We start from the raw sequence: 14,873 nt of genomic DNA, 5'->3' as shown, positions 1-14,873 counted from the left end.
CGGTTTATCCGAACGCTTTTTGTTGAATTAAAGGAGTAAATATACATTAATATAAGTATTAATTAATAGAGTAGTGCTATATAACTTAGTCCCTTACAGATAAAGCTTGTAGTCTTGCATATTTTAACAAATACATTAATTTATTGTGTATAAATGGTTAGAATAATTTAATTATTCTTGTAGACAGATTAATAGCGTTACTTTATACTTTACATAATTCATCAGAATGGGTGAATGTTATTTACATAATACTAAAGGGGGATGAAAAACAATGAAAAAGTGGTTAACAGCGACATTAATGATTGCAGTTCTACTTGTTGCAGGGTGTAGTAAAGATGCTGGGGGCGTCACTACAGAAAACTCGACTCTGCAAAACGTGGCGAAAAACAAGAAGCTAGTAATTGGGATGTCGCCAGGGTATTTCCCGTTTGACATGAAAGATCCAAATGGTGATTTTGTAGGCTATGACGTTGATACTGCAAATGCTATTGGTGAATGGTTAAAAGTAGATGTGGAGTATAAACAATTCACATTTGACGGGCTTGTTCCGGCACTTCAAACGGGAGAAATCGACATGATTCTTGCAGGTATGACAATCCGAGGAGACCGAGCACTTGTTGTCAGTTTTTCCAACCCATATTATAAAACTGGCCAAGCACTTATGGTTCCTGCCAAAGATACTTCGACGAAGTCTTGGGAAGAACTTGATGTGAAAGGGAAAAAAATTGCAGTTGGTATTGGAACAACTGGGGCACTCTTAGCGAAAGATCTTTTCAAAAATGCTGAAATAATGGATTTTGAAGAATTCCCATCTGCTGCAACAGCAATGGCGCAAGGGCAAGCAGATGCTGTTCTTTATGACGAACCTGCCATTGCTGTATGGAAACTTCGCAATGGCGATCAAGTCAGAGCTGTCGAAGGCCTAATTTCTTCAGAAAATTTAGGAATTGCAGTAAAGAAAAATGACATTGAAACAATTTTGTGGCTTAACTCATTTTTAGCGAACTATATTGATAGCCCAGCTGAATTGGCTTCAAGAAATAAGTGGTTTGAAACAAGCGATTGGTTGAATGAAGTCGTAGAAGAATAACCACTTCTTCAATTTCAGAGGGGGAAATTAAATGGGCGGCTATAATTATGACTGGAGTATTATAACAAACAATATGGATATATTTATTGATGGAGCGTTGAAAACGTTGGAAATTTCAGCGATAGCGCTTCTGATTGCTATACCCATAGGAATCATTTTTGGACTAGGACGTATTTCAAGAAACAAATTCTTTCGACTTATTTCCTCTATCTATGTGGAAGTGATGCGCGGTGTACCATTACTTGTTCTTCTATTTTGGATATTTTTTGTACTTGGTCAATTCGTTAGACTTGGATCTTATTGGTCTGCCATTTTAGGCCTTGCTATTTTTTCGGGGGCGTTTATCGCAGAAATTGTTCGTTCGGGAATTCAAGCAGTACCAAAAGGACAAATGGAGGCTGCGCGTTCATCAGGCATGTCCCACACGAATGCAATGCGATATATCGTTTTACCACAAGCGTTTCGACGAGTGTTACCTCCTTTGGCATCACAGTTTATCATTTTAGTTAAAGACTCTTCTCTTGTGTCTGTTATTGCAGCGACGGATTTAACGTTGAATGCAAAAAATCTTGTCGCAACATCGTTCCGCTCGCTAGAAGTATGGACATTTGTCGCGATAGTTTATTTAATTATGACGTTCAGTATGTCGATGATTATACGATATTTTGAGAAACGACTTTTATCGCGCGAGAACTGAGTGTAAGCTTGTTATGAAGGAGTGTTTTTTATGATTACCATTAAAAATGTTAATAAATCCTTTGGTGCTCATCAAGTACTAACGGATATATCACTTGAAGTACCGAAATCCAATGTAATCGCACTTATTGGACCGAGTGGTGCCGGGAAATCAACGCTCATTCGGACATTGAATGCGCTAGAACCTATTGATAATGGCGAAATCATTGTGGATGGCGTTTCTATTCACGATAAAAAAACGAATATTAACAAAGCGCGCATTAATATCGGATTTGTATTTCAGAATTTCAACTTGTATCCATTTTTGACAGCGCTTCAAAACGTGACAATAGCACTCTTGAAGGTAAAAGGGATGAATAAAGAGGCAGCGGACAAGAAAGGGAAAGAATTGCTTATCTCTTTAGGCCTTGGCGACAAATTCGATGCATATCCTGGTCGGCTTTCTGGTGGACAACAGCAACGTGTAGCTATTGCACGGTCGCTCGCCATGGATCCACAAGTAATGCTATTCGACGAACCGACATCCGCACTCGATCCGGAAATGGTGACAGAAGTGCTTGATGCGATTCGTAAATTGGCACACGATGGCATGACGATGGTCGTCGTTACACATGAAATGGGCTTCGCCAAAGAAATTTGCGACGAAATTGTCTTTATGGCGGAGGGGAAAATTGTAGAAAAGGCTCCACCATCAAAATTCTTTACGAACCCAGACTCCGAACGCGCGAAGAATTTCTTATCCAAAGTACTGAACCACTAATTTTTTTGTGCTTCAACTTTATTGGATAGTTAAAAGGCGTCAAACTCATGCAATTAACTTGCATAAGTTTGGCGCTTTTTTTAATATAAATGAACTTTTTCCATTTTTGTGTGTCTAATGAGTAGGAACGGTGGAAATGGGGTGGCATTGTGAATGAAGTTGACCTTGCTAAACGAGCGATTAAACGCGATGAGCAAGCATTTTTGGAAATCATCCATCTATATAAAGAACCGCTTTATCGAACGGCTATTGCTTTCTTGAAAAATGAGCATGACTCCGTTGAAGCGCTACAGGAAGTGACGGTTCGCGCATATAAAAAAATTCACACTATGAAAGAACCGAGGTATGTAAAAACGTGGCTAATACGGATTATGATGAACTATTGTCAGGATCAGTTGAGGAAGAAAAAACAAAATGTTCAAAGCGATAAATTAGATGAATTTGGAAGTGAAATGGATTATACATATCTTGAAATTGAGGAGGCAATTGCAACATTATCAGAGGTCGAGCAACGATTAATTCACCTCATGTATTTTCAAGATATCAAGATTAAGGATATTGCCGTAATTGAAAGTATTCCTGAAGGGACCGTCAAGTCTAGGCTTCATAAAACATTGCGGACATTACGAAGTTTTCTTTCTGAAAAAGGGGATGTGGACCATGTTTGAAAACGAAGAAAAGCAATTGTGGGAAGTTAGGTCGAAATTAGAAGAATTTCCAATTCCAAATGAGCAGTTGAATGACGCGATTCAGAGTGGATTCTTAATTGCCAATTCAGAGTGGCGGGCGAAACGCCAAAAACGTCGAAAATCACTTTGGACGGTTGCTATCGCTGCAGTATTTTTACTCGCATTCATAACGTCCATCCGGGTGTCACCGGCCTTTGCGAATGCGATCGCTTCGATTCCTGGAATGGGAAAACTTGTAGAATACATTCAATACGACAAAGGGTTACAGGCGATTATGGATAACGATTATTATCAGACTGTCCATGCCAGTCAGATGAAGGATGGTTTAACGCTTACCATCAACGGCGTCATACTGGATGAAAGTGGAATCGTCATTTCTTATACACTTGAAGCGCCTTATTCCATCGAAGTACTCGATTATAAAAAAATCGAACTTTATCATAATGGCAAGGTAGTTCCACCTGGCACAGTATCATACAATAATCCAAATCAACGGCATGAAAATAGAAAAGAAGACATAATAGAAGTATTATTCTTAGCAAAACAATCCTTTGATACGCAGGACTTTGTACTGGAACTTCAATTGGATAATGAAAAGGAAACGGCTTTTTCCCTTCCTTTTACGCTGCCGAAAGAAGTGAAGAAAGGAAAAGTTTTTGCGCTCGACAAAATGGTCGAAGTTGAAGGTCAAAAAATGACGATTCAAGAGATTACAATCTATCCATTACGTGTGGAAGTGAAAGTGTTTTTTGATGAACCGAACTCCATGAAGATATTGAACTTTATGGATATGAGGATTGAAGATGAAAAAGGGGAAGTGTGGAGTAGCATTCAAAATGGTACGACTGGACTTGGTTTTAGTGACAATGAGCAAACTTTCTATTTGCAGAGCAATTACTTTGAACAACCTAATAAGCTATATTTTAAATTTAATAAGATGCAGGCATTGCCGAAAGACGAGTCCTATCTTCTTGTTGATCTTCAAAAACAGGAGGTCATCATGCAACCTTCTGATGGGAAAATTGAAGTGACAAAAATGACTCAGAACACGATAGAAGCAAGATTCCCGCTAGCAGAAGAATTTGGCTACTTCTTGTTTTTTACAGCTGAAAATGGAGATGGGCAAAAGGTTGAGTCTAATAGTTCAAGTAGTTGGAGAGATGAAGAATATCAATATTCATCGATCAATTTCACAAAGAATTATAATGAAAGTCTATTAAAAGTATACTTTCAAGCGTATCCGAACTACATCAATGGAGATATTTCCGTGGAGCTTAAATGAACTTTTTAGATGAAATAAAGGCGCTACAATTTGTCAGAAAGGCATTCCTACTTTGTTCTATTCATACGATGGAATAAGGAGGGGTTTGATCATGTACAACAGGGAAGCGGCTGTTCGCTATGCAAACCAGTGGTGGAATGGCCGCAATCCGGCATTTCCATCATTCGATGTAGATTGTACTAATTTCATTTCACAATGTTTGCTTGCGGGGGGAGCACCAATGCATGGTTACCCGAATCGCGAAAGAGGCTGGTGGCTGCGTGGAGGAACGTGGAGTTTCAGTTGGTCGACGTCGCATTCGTTGCGTTGGTATTTAGCGGGTTCGAAAAAAGGATTAACTGCAACACAAGTTTCATCAGCTGAAGAATTAGGGCTAGGGGATGTCATTGTCTACGATTTTGAAGGTGATGGCAGATTCGATCATTCGACCATCGTCACCGCAAAAGATGGCTCAGCACCACTCGTTAATGCACATACGTTCGACGCACAGCATCGTTTCTGGGCATACAAAGATTCATATATGTTTTCGCCAAATGCAAAGTACATCTTTTTTAAAATTAATGACCAGTTTTCATGATGACTATAGTTGCGAATGTAATCGTAAAAAAGCAGTCCGTCAACTTAAGACGGACTGCTTTTTTTACTGTCTAGACTCTAGCGCTTTTGTTTGTTCAGTCAAACCATAGAACAGCGAGCGTTCCCTCGCCGGCATGAACCGCAAGGACGGAGCTAATATCTCCAATATTCACTTCGAGATCAGGTATTTGTTCCGTGATGAGAGTTTTCAAATGCTCTGCCTGTTCTAAGACATTGCCTTGCATTAAATGAATTTTCGTTCGGCCTGGATGGTGGCCAGCGACTACTTTGTCGACCAAGTATTGAAGTGCTTTTTTCTCGGAACGCACTTTGTCTACTGGTTGTAATTCACCTTCGGGCGTAATGTGGACAATTGGTTTTACTTTCAACAAGCTCCCAATGAAAAATTGTGCAGCGCTCATTCTGCCGCCTTTGTACAATTGTTCAAGCTGTCCCATTAGGATATAGTTATGCATTGTGCCAGCCATTTTCTTAAGCTGCGCTTCAATTTCTGGAACAGTTGCACCTTCGTCTTGCATTTCTATGCCCCGTTCGATTAATCCTGTGACCCCATAGGATAAGGAAAGTGAATCGATGAATGTAACAGGGAATCCCGAAATTTCTGAGCCTGCTATAGAGGAAGCAAGTGTCCCACTCATTTTACCGGACACATGAACAGCAATTGCTTGCTCGTACTGTTCCGCAATAACCTTGTAACGTTCAGCAAATGCGCCCGCAGAAGGTTGTGAGGATTTTGGAAATTCTTTAGCGTTTTTGATTTTCTCGTAAAGTTGCTGAGGATTCAAGTCTACACCATCAACAAATTGTTTTTCACCGAAATGTATATTTAAAGGTACTGAAAAGAAGTCTGGGTGTTGACGAAGTTCCTCTGAAATGTATGCTGTGCTGTCTACAATCCACGCAATTGGCTTTTTTATCATGATTAAAATCATCCTTTATCACTATAATATACGCTACTATTACTATACCATGAAAAGTAATAAGAACATATTTAGAAAACACTAAATATGTCGAAATTTAGGCAGCTTCGCTAAAAATCAATGGTTAAGGTATAATAGAAGAAGTATGTGTAAAGGGGAAATGAGTTATGAATGAGCAAGCTTTATCTGTCAGAGATGCGATTATTACGCGTCGTTCAATAAAGAACTTTAACGGTCAGCCGGTTGATCCGGAAAATATTGCCGAAATACTTGAAGATGCGGCATGGGCACCAAATCATGGCAATCGAAATCCGTGGCGCTTTGTTGTAGCTGCTGATAAGGGATATGTGAAATTCCTCGATATTTTACGTGAATATGGTGTACCGAAATGGAAAGAACTTTCGGAAGAAGAGCTTGAGAAACAAATGAAGAAATTCACAGGACCGGGTGCAGTTGCATTTGTTATTGTCCCTGAGGACCCGCGTCAGAAAGAACGTCTAGAAGATTATGCAGCGGCGAGCATGTTCGTTCAGAACACCATGCTTCTCGCATGGGATAAAGGAATCGGGACATGCTGGAAAACACCAGGCTTCCTGGATAACCCGAAATTCAGAGAAGAACTTGGCGTTAAACCAGGTGAACGTATTATCAGTATGCTTCAATTTGGTTATTATGACGAAAGACCAAAGGCTCGACCACGTAAACCGCTTGAAGAATTTGTCACGTATTATGGTGAGGAAATCGAAGAAGCATAATGATATTGAAGTGATTTTTGCTCGGATTGCATTTGATAATGCGATTCGGGCTTTTTTGCAGTTCTATATCGGTGGTGTTGAGCGACCCGTGCGTTGTGAAGTTGCGTTTAGACGTTGTTAACTTTATTTAAAGTGTTGTCTAGTTCTTCAAAAGCGTTGTTTAGCGACCCGTGCGTTGTTAAGTTAGACAGAAGCGTTGTTAAGTTGCATTTAGGCGTTGTTAACTTAATTGAAAGTGTTGTTAAGTTCTAAAAAACCGGACCCTCACAAGAAGGATCCGGCACACGTATCACTTTTTCAATTCATCTTTCTCAAAGCCTGCAATTTCATAATAATAATCGCCGATGACACGTAGTCCTTGGTCGAAGTTTTCCAAATGAAAGTGTTCGTTCGGTGCGTGGAAGTTTTCTGACGCCAGTCCGAAGCCCATCAAGACGACGGGTAATTCTAGTATTTCATCAAATGCTGCAACGATTGGAATTGATCCGCCACCACGTGTATAGGCAGTTGGAACATTGTAAACCTTTTCGTACGAACGTCCTGCAGCTTGGATTGCAGGATGATCGAACGGTGTGATGAACGGTTTCCCTTTATCGAATTCGGTGACTGTTACAGTTACGCCTACTGGTTTATGTTTTTCGATATGCGCATTCAATTTCTCAATGATTTCGTCTGGATCTTGGTCAGGAACTAAACGGCATGTAATTTTCGCGCCTGCTTCAGCTGGCAGTACGGTTTTAATGCCTTCGCCTGAAAATCCGCCAAATACGCCGTTCACTTCAAGCGTAGGACGAGTCCATGTACGCTCAAGGTGTGAATATCCTTTTTCTCCGAACAGTTCTGTCACGCCAATTTCTTCTTTCAGTTCATCTTCATTGAAGCCAAGTGCTTGGTAGGCTTCGCGCTCTTCATCCAATAGAGGACGGACATTGTCGTAAAACCCTTCAATTGCAATCGTTCCTTCTTTGTCACGGAACGAGGCGAGAACTTCTGCAAGCGCATGAATCGGGTTTTGGACGCCTCCACCATATAAGCCGGAGTGAAGATCGCTATTCGCACCTTGCACGTCGATTTGTACGCCGCACAGACCTCGAAGTCCGTAGCAAACTGCAGGTTGTCCAGGTCCTTGCATGCCTGTATCAGAAATGACGATGACGTCAGCCGCGAGCTTATCTTTGTTGGCCTCAATGTATTTTTCGAGACTTGGACTGCCAATCTCTTCTTCACCTTCAATGATGAACTTCACATTGACTGGTAAACCGCCTGTCTTTTGCATAAGTGCTTCAACGGCTTTCACATGCATGAATACTTGTCCTTTATCATCACTGGCGCCGCGCGCATATAATTTGTTATCACGAACTTCGGGTTCGAATGGTCCAGTTTCCCATAAATTCAGCGGGTCAACCGGCTGGACGTCGTAATGACCATAGACTAGAATTGTCGGTTTTCCTTCTGCGTGGAGCCAATCGCCGTAAACAACAGGCTGTCCGTCTGTTTCGTCGATTGAAAGGTTTTCAAGTCCTGCTTCTTTGAATGAATTCAGCAACCACTCAGCAGCCTGTTGCATATCGTTTTTATGTTCGGATAATGCACTAATACTTGGAATACGGAGGAAGTCTTTTAATTGTCCAAGATGTTCGTCCCGTTGTTCTTTAAAATACTCGTCAAGCGTCTCTAAATGATTCAACACAATCCCTCATTTCAAATAATTTCGTGAATAGAAATAGTAGTATTTCGTAAACTCAGTAAGTCATGCGGTTAAAGGGTTTGTAGGGCGAAACTCGAAAACTGCCCCCAAATATACCCCCAAAACGACTGTTTTTAGAGGTTTACAGCATCATCAAATGACGATACAGACTCTACTTCTATTTCCTCGATGACATGACCATAAACGTTATTAATCATCTGTATACTATTCCCTAAACGCTTGGCAATTACTGCGACAGGTAATCGCGGTTCGCTTTGCGTTAATAATATTGTAGCATGCGTGTGACGCATTCCGTGCGGAGTAATACGTTTGATATTTGATTTCTTGGCCAAGAAATTAAATGACTTGTTAAGACAGTCATCGCTAATAGGTTTAGCGTCATGATTAGAGATGAAGATGAAATCATCATCTAATAACTTTTTCCCGTTTGAGAATTTAGCCTCTATACACCATTTTCGATAGACTTTAAGTTGTTCAACCACTAAATTGCTGATATTAATGGTTCTATAGCTGTTTTTAGTTTTCGGTTTCCTAGTACCATCTCGATCCCTCGTCCGTTCCACAGTCAACTTCATACTATCGAAATCAATATCTTTCCACCGTAAACCATTCGCTTCACCTTTCCGCAAGCCGGTATAAGCAAGCAACATCATGGCGGTGTGATTCGTTATGGTTGTGTTGCTTTTCGAGAAAACAAGGAATTCTTTTAATTCTGCTGCAGTAAGGTAATTCTCATTAACCTTATCTTCCTCTTTACCAGCTATCTTAATTCTACTAAAACGATTACGCGGGATGATTTCATTGTCAACAGCAGCATTGATAGCAATTCTAAAAATGTTGTGAAAGTTTTTGACACTCGAAGTCTCGTAACTTTTCACTAGTTCATTAATAAATTTGGTAATGTAAGTGGACCTGTCCAACTTAGCTAGTTTGTATTTCCCAACAAGCGGCTTTATTTGATCTTTGATAATACCTTTGCGTCTAATTTGCGTAGATATGGCCCAATGCCGTTCATTTTCATTGAACCAAATATCAACCCACTCAGAAATTGTTAAATTAGAGTTATCAACACGTTTGGTATTCCCGTTGATAAGTTCTGTTTTAACCTTCAGCAACTCTCTGATGGCGATATTTTCGGATGCTAGGCCTTGCTTTGGTTTTTCTCGACGTTTGCCGAATGTGTCGTAATAGCGATGCCTGAAACCCCACAACTTTTCTCCTTTGGCATTCAGATGCCAAAACACTTCTGGCTCTTTGCTGGTGAAATTCTTCTTCGGCTTCTTCGATTTATTTTTAACATTCATCTTATTTATCTCCCTTTAGCGTCGGCAGGCGCACGGCGGGGGATAGGTAATGTGCATCACCTCCTATACTGTTACGAATATATGTTCTTCCATGTGTTAAAAGAAAAGCCCTGAAAAAGGGCAGGGGAGTACTACGCTTCATTGCATAAATTTGCTTACTTTTCACGTGTAAAACTATTCGAATAAGACTATACTATATATTAAAACCTAGTATAAAAAACAGGGGAGGTAATTATATGGAATTTACAGAAAAACAAATAACCGTTCACTTCACAGTGTCAGAAATTGAATTGTTAATTTCCCATTTAGACGGTTTAATATATTCATTAGGTTTTGATCAAGATGAAAATTTAATTAAATTATATGACGAATTCGTAGACTTGATTAATTTCAAAAATAAGGATTACCTTCAGTAAAATTCCTGAATCAAATATTTAATTATAGTAAAACCTTCTTCGGCATGCCCAGCCATAGCTATCCCAGAATTAGAATGCGCAGCTCCGTTTCGAGTATTGTTAAAATTCATTATTTCTCGTCGTTTGCGATCTTCTAATAATGAGTTATCGACTAATACTTTTAAACAGTCCTTGATATAAGGTCCTTTGGTTTGAGAAGAGAGTCCTTCTTTCTTTAAAATCAGCACAAGGATGTTTTCAAGTGCCACTCCAGCAACCGCTGTTGCAGCCAAGTACAAACCTTGTCTATACGCCTCGATGGCTTCGCCAATTTCGTATTCGAAGTGATCATCACCAACCTTTAAAACAAATTGTTCAAGATCAAATAATGCGAATCGTTCCTCTTTCTCCTTCTTCAATACATCGCCGTGTTGCTTAGCCAACATTCGACCTTTTAATTTTCCCATTTCAGCTAAATCAGAAGGATCTTCCGAAGCTTCCATTGTAGATTGCTCTATAAAGCCATAACTAATTTCTTGTTTAACTAATGGTTGATCATCTCTATCTAACATTGATTGCATCTTTGCATTTCTGACTTCCTGTGAAGCATGATGAAATGCTTTATAATCGCCGTAATTATCAAATTGTAGAGTTCGCCACTTGATTCCATCTGACTTATCCTCATATATGTAGAATATGATTTCACTGTTCCTAAATATAGTTATCCATTGGAGCTTTTTCATATAAGGAAAATGTGATGGAAATTCTTCATACCTTTGTTCCAAGTGTGTATTCACATATTCCCGGTAAGAATAGATGAAATTTAACCAAAACTCTTTTGTCGCTTCTATAAAGGGTTCTGCATCTACCTTTTGCAATACAAAATCATCACCAATTTGGTTAGGTCTTAGCATCTACATCAAAGCCTCCTATATCTTCTATCTCGCCAACATAACTCATAGAACATTCCGTAAATTTTCAAGGTGCGCAACCTCTTCGGGCGCGTTGTATATATTAGTTTGGTTAACGTTAAATGGAAAGCCCTGGGTAGGGCGGCTCTTATAGTTCACTGTACAAATTGCGGATAGATTCTTTTACCATCTACAACATCTAATAATTTTTGATAATCGAAGCTCTGCCAGTTAATTTTATCCATTGTTTTTCGCGACATATAAGTTCCCATAACATCTTCGTTCGCGACGTTACCATAGGTGTCTCTCATCGGGAAGGTGATTGTGAGCCACACCTCGTCAATACGGTCATCTTTAGCTAACTCGCGATATACAGCAGTGGAATCTTCGTAAAATCCAAGTCCGATTGATTTCTCAGACAAACCATCTTTACCTTTTACGGTAACCATAAGAACTTTCTCACTTTCGTCGAATTCGATGTCACTAATAGTCTCATTAATTTCGTCATCGCCACTTTGGAACACGTTATAAATGACATCATTGGATTTACCGAGAACAGAATCATCCTCTTTTACTAGCGCAACCTTCACAAGTTGTTCTTTTGGTAGACTTTCAGCTTCCGCTTTTTCCTCAGCAGCCAAGCGATCCTTTTCTTCTTTTATTACAGCAGTTTCCTCGGCTTTTTCAGCTAAATCCTCTATCTCTTTATTATTCTTGAGGAATTTTTGTTCACTGGTTTTTAATCCAGTAACTTGAGACCCTCTTTCAGTAATGCTTTTCGTGACCTTCTCAGGACTGGGAGCATTAATAATGATAACGAAGGACAGAACCATAACTCCTACAGAAGAAAGTGTTAATAGGCCAAAAACCTTCCGTAAATGTTCTTTCTCGTATACTTTCCGAATAAGCCACAAGGTGAAGAAGGTTATTAATGAAACAAATCCAACAAAAAAAAGAAGGAATGCTAGAACTATTTGCATGCTATCTCCCCCCCATTTCTAATATTAATCAACGAACATTCCGTAAGTTTTTAAGGTGCGCATCCTCTCGAGATACGCAGTACATGCTGGCTATTACTCAAACCACTCAAACGTACCTAACATGCCCCAATGCGACACAAACGCATCAACCCGGCGATTAAATATCAATTCCAACCGATAATGTGCGAATTCTTCTGTGACGAGGAAGTAATCAGCGATATCAGATATGACAACAGCTTCATCATAGGCTGCTTCATAAACAGAATTGATAAATCTAGCTGGCATCAATAAGTAGGCCGCCATCTTCATTGCTTGATTCTCCAGTTTTTCAACCGCATACTTGTTCATCCCTAGTTGAGACGAGTGGTGGGCATGTAAGTGACAAAATTCTTCGGCAAGCAGTAATTTCTTTTCGATCGAACCTAATCCCTCTTTCAAAAAGATCACGCTATGCTTGTCCGAGGTTTTAGGTATAGAGAATGATCTAAGATGACTAACTGTTTCGAAGTCGATGTACTGACCCGTGAACGGATCATCTAGCGGCATGATTTTGATACCGTAACGCCAACAGATATCGTGCATATCAATTTCATCAGGGAAATTATAATTAAAACGAGATAGAACTTTTTCAGCTCGTTCTTCCCATTGGTCTGTGTAGATTCGCATTTGCTGCATTCGCATGATGTCACAGCCTTCTATTAATCCTCAAAATCCCCAAACCCATCGCCGTATTCCTCTTTGTCATTTTCCAAGAACATTTTCTTCATCTTATAGAGCTTAATTAACTCTTTCACTTTCGCTTCTGGATCAGACTTTAAATCATTAAACATGATGGGGTGTTTTTTCAATTCCAGAAAAGCTACATAATCTTCCTTCGTTAGATCAAATTCTTTACCTGCTACAGTTACTGTGTTTTTTAACTTTTCGGGTTCGTAGTCTTTATTGACCTTTTCTAAATCTACACATTTCTTGATAATATCAAGGATAGAACCTCTATGGTTTTCGTTGAAGAATTCTTGAATCGTTTTATATTCTTCTTTTTCTTTTTCGGTCAAATAATTATGTTTTTCTTCGTTTTCTAATTGTCCCTGTCTAATACCCATATTCCTAACAATAGAAGTGAAATCTTTTATTTCCGTGCCGAGTAAATATCCAGTTGTAACCCCGAAGTATTCCGCGAATGATTCAAGCGTTTCGTAATCAGGCTTTCTTTCGTCCCTTTCATACATGCCTATCGTGCTTTCGGCTAGCGCAAACAACTTCCCGAATTCCTTTTGGGATAGTTTTTTCTGATTGCGTAATTCCTTAATTCTAGCTCCTAATGTGCTATTCATATTCATCACCTATCTTTAAGATAACACAATACGTGTTATCTTTTAATTCAAAGCACGAAATGTGTTGACAACACGAAATGTGTGGGTTAATATTAGGACATAGAAACACGAAACGTGTGGAAGGCGGTGAGGGAATGGATAAAGCGTTAATCGGAAAAAGACTTACAGACCTTCGAGGAGAGCAAGCGAGAGAAGGGGTTGCGGAAAGATTAGGAATCAGTTTAAGTGCGTTGCAAATGTATGAAAACGGTCAACGTATTCCAAGGGATGAGATTAAAATGAAAATTGCACGATACTACAATTCGAGCGTGGAGGATATTTTTTTTACACCTCTACCGCACAAATCGTGTTGATTGCGGATTCCCAAGTAGTCGTTTAAAAATATGTACATCACACCCAGCAACGAAAGTTCGAAAGAGCGGAGTCGGCCATGATCTTCTTCTATAGAAGGGAGCCACGCCAATTGGTTACGCGAAGACTTCGAACTTTGTTTGGTGGGTGTGGAGAAGAGAAGGGAGGGAGTCGGATGGTAATGGCTCAAGTCAGCGTCGAATTCGACCGAGAATACGCGAAGAAGCAATTCCAAGAAAAGTTGGATGCTACTCACCGTGATTTCTTGATCACTTGGGACGTGGAAGAAATGTGTAAACGGTTGTGTATAGGTAAAACGTTTCTAGAAGAAAACATTTTAAGGGACTCGCGAATGCGGGTGCATCTTCGTCAAAAGCCAAATAGCAAACGACTTTGGCTTTATGAACCGAGCGTGAAAGTCATTAAAGAAATCATGAGTGAATGGTAAATAAAAAATAAACGCGTTGGCAGGCGCACGGTACAGGGTTCCACAAATCATCTATATAGGAGGTGAGAAGGTTGGATAAAAACAAAAATCCCGAGGAAGACGAAAAGTACATTATAGATTTCGGACCAGTGAATTTGAAAAGTCTCATCCTAACGAACGACGTTGAACGCTATGAGGAAATAAAGGCCCAAAGCAATATTGGAGTATTGTTTGAGCCGACAGTACTGGGATATGCGAGTTTAGAAAGAAATGCGAATGTGTATCTAGTTGGAATTACTCAGGATAAACAGAAGGAAATGCCGTTGAAGAAAAACATAGAAACGAAAATGAAACTTCATTTTAGTTGCATCGCGTTTGTATCTCCGGGGACAGCGATTATAACCACCAATGATGAAGATTTTTATAATCGCTTGTCGGAAAGTGGAGGAGAGCCACTTTGCCACCCGGATCTATTTGGAATTAGTCAATTACAGCACGAGGAAAATGGTTCAAATCAATTCGTTCCGTTCGTGATTCAAATCCCGAAGGATAAACTGGATCGAATTCAATCTGTTCCCATTGATAAATACGCAGGGTATGAGACCCGACTGTATTATTGAGTCCGCGAATAATCCATCCCGAATCAGTAAAATTTTGATCAATTTCAGCAATTT

Annotated in this window: 18 protein-coding genes; 11 read left to right on the top strand and 7 right to left on the bottom strand. The window is 39.7% G+C overall.

Annotated features, from left to right (window positions below):
• Nucleotides 1-271 precede the first annotated feature (271 nt).
• The 6 genes from MKX62_RS05480 (at nt 272) to MKX62_RS05455 (ending at nt 5,094) form a co-directional block, all read left to right on the top strand.
• Nucleotides 272-1,090 (top strand): transporter substrate-binding domain-containing protein, encoded by an 819-nt coding sequence (locus MKX62_RS05480; protein WP_082786746.1) that lies wholly within the window; start codon nt 272-274, stop codon nt 1,088-1,090.
• Between the two features lie 31 nt (nt 1,091-1,121).
• On the top strand, nt 1,122-1,787 hold the full coding sequence (locus MKX62_RS05475; RefSeq protein WP_187046037.1) for an amino acid ABC transporter permease: 666 nt from the start codon (nt 1,122-1,124) through the stop codon (nt 1,785-1,787).
• Nucleotides 1,788-1,817: 30 nt separating this feature from the next.
• Nucleotides 1,818-2,546, top strand: a complete 729-nt coding sequence (locus MKX62_RS05470) for an amino acid ABC transporter ATP-binding protein (protein WP_067213323.1) — start codon at nt 1,818-1,820, stop codon at nt 2,544-2,546.
• Between the two features lie 149 nt (nt 2,547-2,695).
• On the top strand, nt 2,696-3,214 hold the full coding sequence (locus MKX62_RS05465; RefSeq protein ID WP_067213322.1) for a sigma-70 family RNA polymerase sigma factor: 519 nt from the start codon (nt 2,696-2,698) through the stop codon (nt 3,212-3,214).
• Nucleotides 3,207-4,517 carry a DUF4179 domain-containing protein gene (locus MKX62_RS05460; RefSeq protein WP_340740999.1) on the top strand — a complete coding sequence of 437 codons (1,311 nt, stop codon included), beginning with the start codon at nt 3,207-3,209 and terminating at the stop codon, nt 4,515-4,517. Before MKX62_RS05465 ends, MKX62_RS05460 begins: the two co-directional genes overlap by 8 nt.
• A gap of 91 nt (nt 4,518-4,608) precedes the next feature.
• Nucleotides 4,609-5,094 carry an amidase domain-containing protein gene (locus tag MKX62_RS05455; protein WP_187046034.1) on the top strand — a complete coding sequence of 162 codons (486 nt, stop codon included), beginning with the start codon at nt 4,609-4,611 and terminating at the stop codon, nt 5,092-5,094.
• 94 nt (nt 5,095-5,188) lie between these two features.
• Here the strand turns inward: MKX62_RS05455 and MKX62_RS05450 are convergent, their stop codons facing one another.
• Nucleotides 5,189-6,034, bottom strand: coding sequence for a DegV family protein (locus MKX62_RS05450; protein ID WP_187046033.1), 846 nt, complete (start codon nt 6,032-6,034; stop codon nt 5,189-5,191).
• Nucleotides 6,035-6,201: 167 nt separating this feature from the next.
• On the opposite strand from MKX62_RS05450, the gene MKX62_RS05445 reads away from it, so the two are divergent.
• Nucleotides 6,202-6,789 carry a nitroreductase family protein gene (locus MKX62_RS05445; RefSeq protein ID WP_067213314.1) on the top strand — a complete coding sequence of 196 codons (588 nt, stop codon included), beginning with the start codon at nt 6,202-6,204 and terminating at the stop codon, nt 6,787-6,789.
• Between the two features lie 289 nt (nt 6,790-7,078).
• Here MKX62_RS05445 and MKX62_RS05440 read toward each other — a convergent pair whose 3' ends face one another.
• Entirely contained in the window at nt 7,079-8,476 is a 1,398-nt protein-coding gene (locus MKX62_RS05440; protein WP_340740998.1) for a dipeptidase, read from the bottom strand.
• Between the two features lie 134 nt (nt 8,477-8,610).
• The gene (locus MKX62_RS05435; protein WP_340740997.1) at nt 8,611-9,801 is read right to left on the bottom strand and encodes a tyrosine-type recombinase/integrase; all 1,191 of its coding nucleotides are present in this window, start codon (nt 9,799-9,801) and stop codon (nt 8,611-8,613) included.
• A gap of 236 nt (nt 9,802-10,037) precedes the next feature.
• Between MKX62_RS05435 and MKX62_RS05430 the strand changes: the two genes are divergently transcribed.
• Nucleotides 10,038-10,217 (top strand): hypothetical protein, encoded by a 180-nt coding sequence (locus MKX62_RS05430; protein WP_187046030.1) that lies wholly within the window; start codon nt 10,038-10,040, stop codon nt 10,215-10,217.
• Here MKX62_RS05430 and MKX62_RS05425 read toward each other — a convergent pair.
• From MKX62_RS05425 to MKX62_RS05410, 4 genes are all read right to left on the bottom strand, one after another.
• The gene (locus MKX62_RS05425) at nt 10,211-11,110 is read right to left on the bottom strand and encodes a hypothetical protein (protein WP_340740996.1); all 900 of its coding nucleotides are present in this window, start codon (nt 11,108-11,110) and stop codon (nt 10,211-10,213) included. The genes MKX62_RS05430 and MKX62_RS05425 overlap by 7 nt on opposite strands.
• A gap of 152 nt (nt 11,111-11,262) precedes the next feature.
• Complete coding sequence (locus tag MKX62_RS05420) at nt 11,263-12,087, bottom strand: hypothetical protein (protein ID WP_340740995.1); 825 nt, start codon at nt 12,085-12,087, stop codon at nt 11,263-11,265.
• A 93-nt stretch (nt 12,088-12,180) separates the two neighbouring features.
• Nucleotides 12,181-12,768, bottom strand: a complete 588-nt coding sequence (locus MKX62_RS05415; RefSeq protein WP_340740994.1) for an ImmA/IrrE family metallo-endopeptidase — start codon at nt 12,766-12,768, stop codon at nt 12,181-12,183.
• Nucleotides 12,769-12,785: 17 nt separating this feature from the next.
• On the bottom strand, nt 12,786-13,421 hold the full coding sequence (locus tag MKX62_RS05410) for a helix-turn-helix domain-containing protein (protein ID WP_340740993.1): 636 nt from the start codon (nt 13,419-13,421) through the stop codon (nt 12,786-12,788).
• Between the two features lie 134 nt (nt 13,422-13,555).
• On the opposite strand from MKX62_RS05410, the gene MKX62_RS05405 reads away from it, so the two are divergent.
• The 3 genes from MKX62_RS05405 (at nt 13,556) to MKX62_RS05395 (ending at nt 14,819) form a co-directional block, all read left to right on the top strand.
• Nucleotides 13,556-13,774 carry a helix-turn-helix transcriptional regulator gene (locus MKX62_RS05405; RefSeq protein ID WP_340740992.1) on the top strand — a complete coding sequence of 73 codons (219 nt, stop codon included), beginning with the start codon at nt 13,556-13,558 and terminating at the stop codon, nt 13,772-13,774.
• Nucleotides 13,775-13,947: 173 nt separating this feature from the next.
• Nucleotides 13,948-14,220 carry a hypothetical protein gene (locus MKX62_RS05400; RefSeq protein WP_340740991.1) on the top strand — a complete coding sequence of 91 codons (273 nt, stop codon included), beginning with the start codon at nt 13,948-13,950 and terminating at the stop codon, nt 14,218-14,220.
• Between the two features lie 71 nt (nt 14,221-14,291).
• Nucleotides 14,292-14,819 carry a hypothetical protein gene (locus MKX62_RS05395; protein ID WP_340740990.1) on the top strand — a complete coding sequence of 176 codons (528 nt, stop codon included), beginning with the start codon at nt 14,292-14,294 and terminating at the stop codon, nt 14,817-14,819.
• Nucleotides 14,820-14,873 lie beyond the last annotated feature (54 nt).

Source organism: Sporosarcina sp. FSL K6-5500 (assembly GCF_038005665.1).
GTDB classification, from domain to species: domain Bacteria; phylum Bacillota; class Bacilli; order Bacillales_A; family Planococcaceae; genus Sporosarcina; species Sporosarcina psychrophila.
Note: the sequence above shows the minus strand (reverse complement) of the source record. Positions and strands in the feature narration are given on the sequence as shown.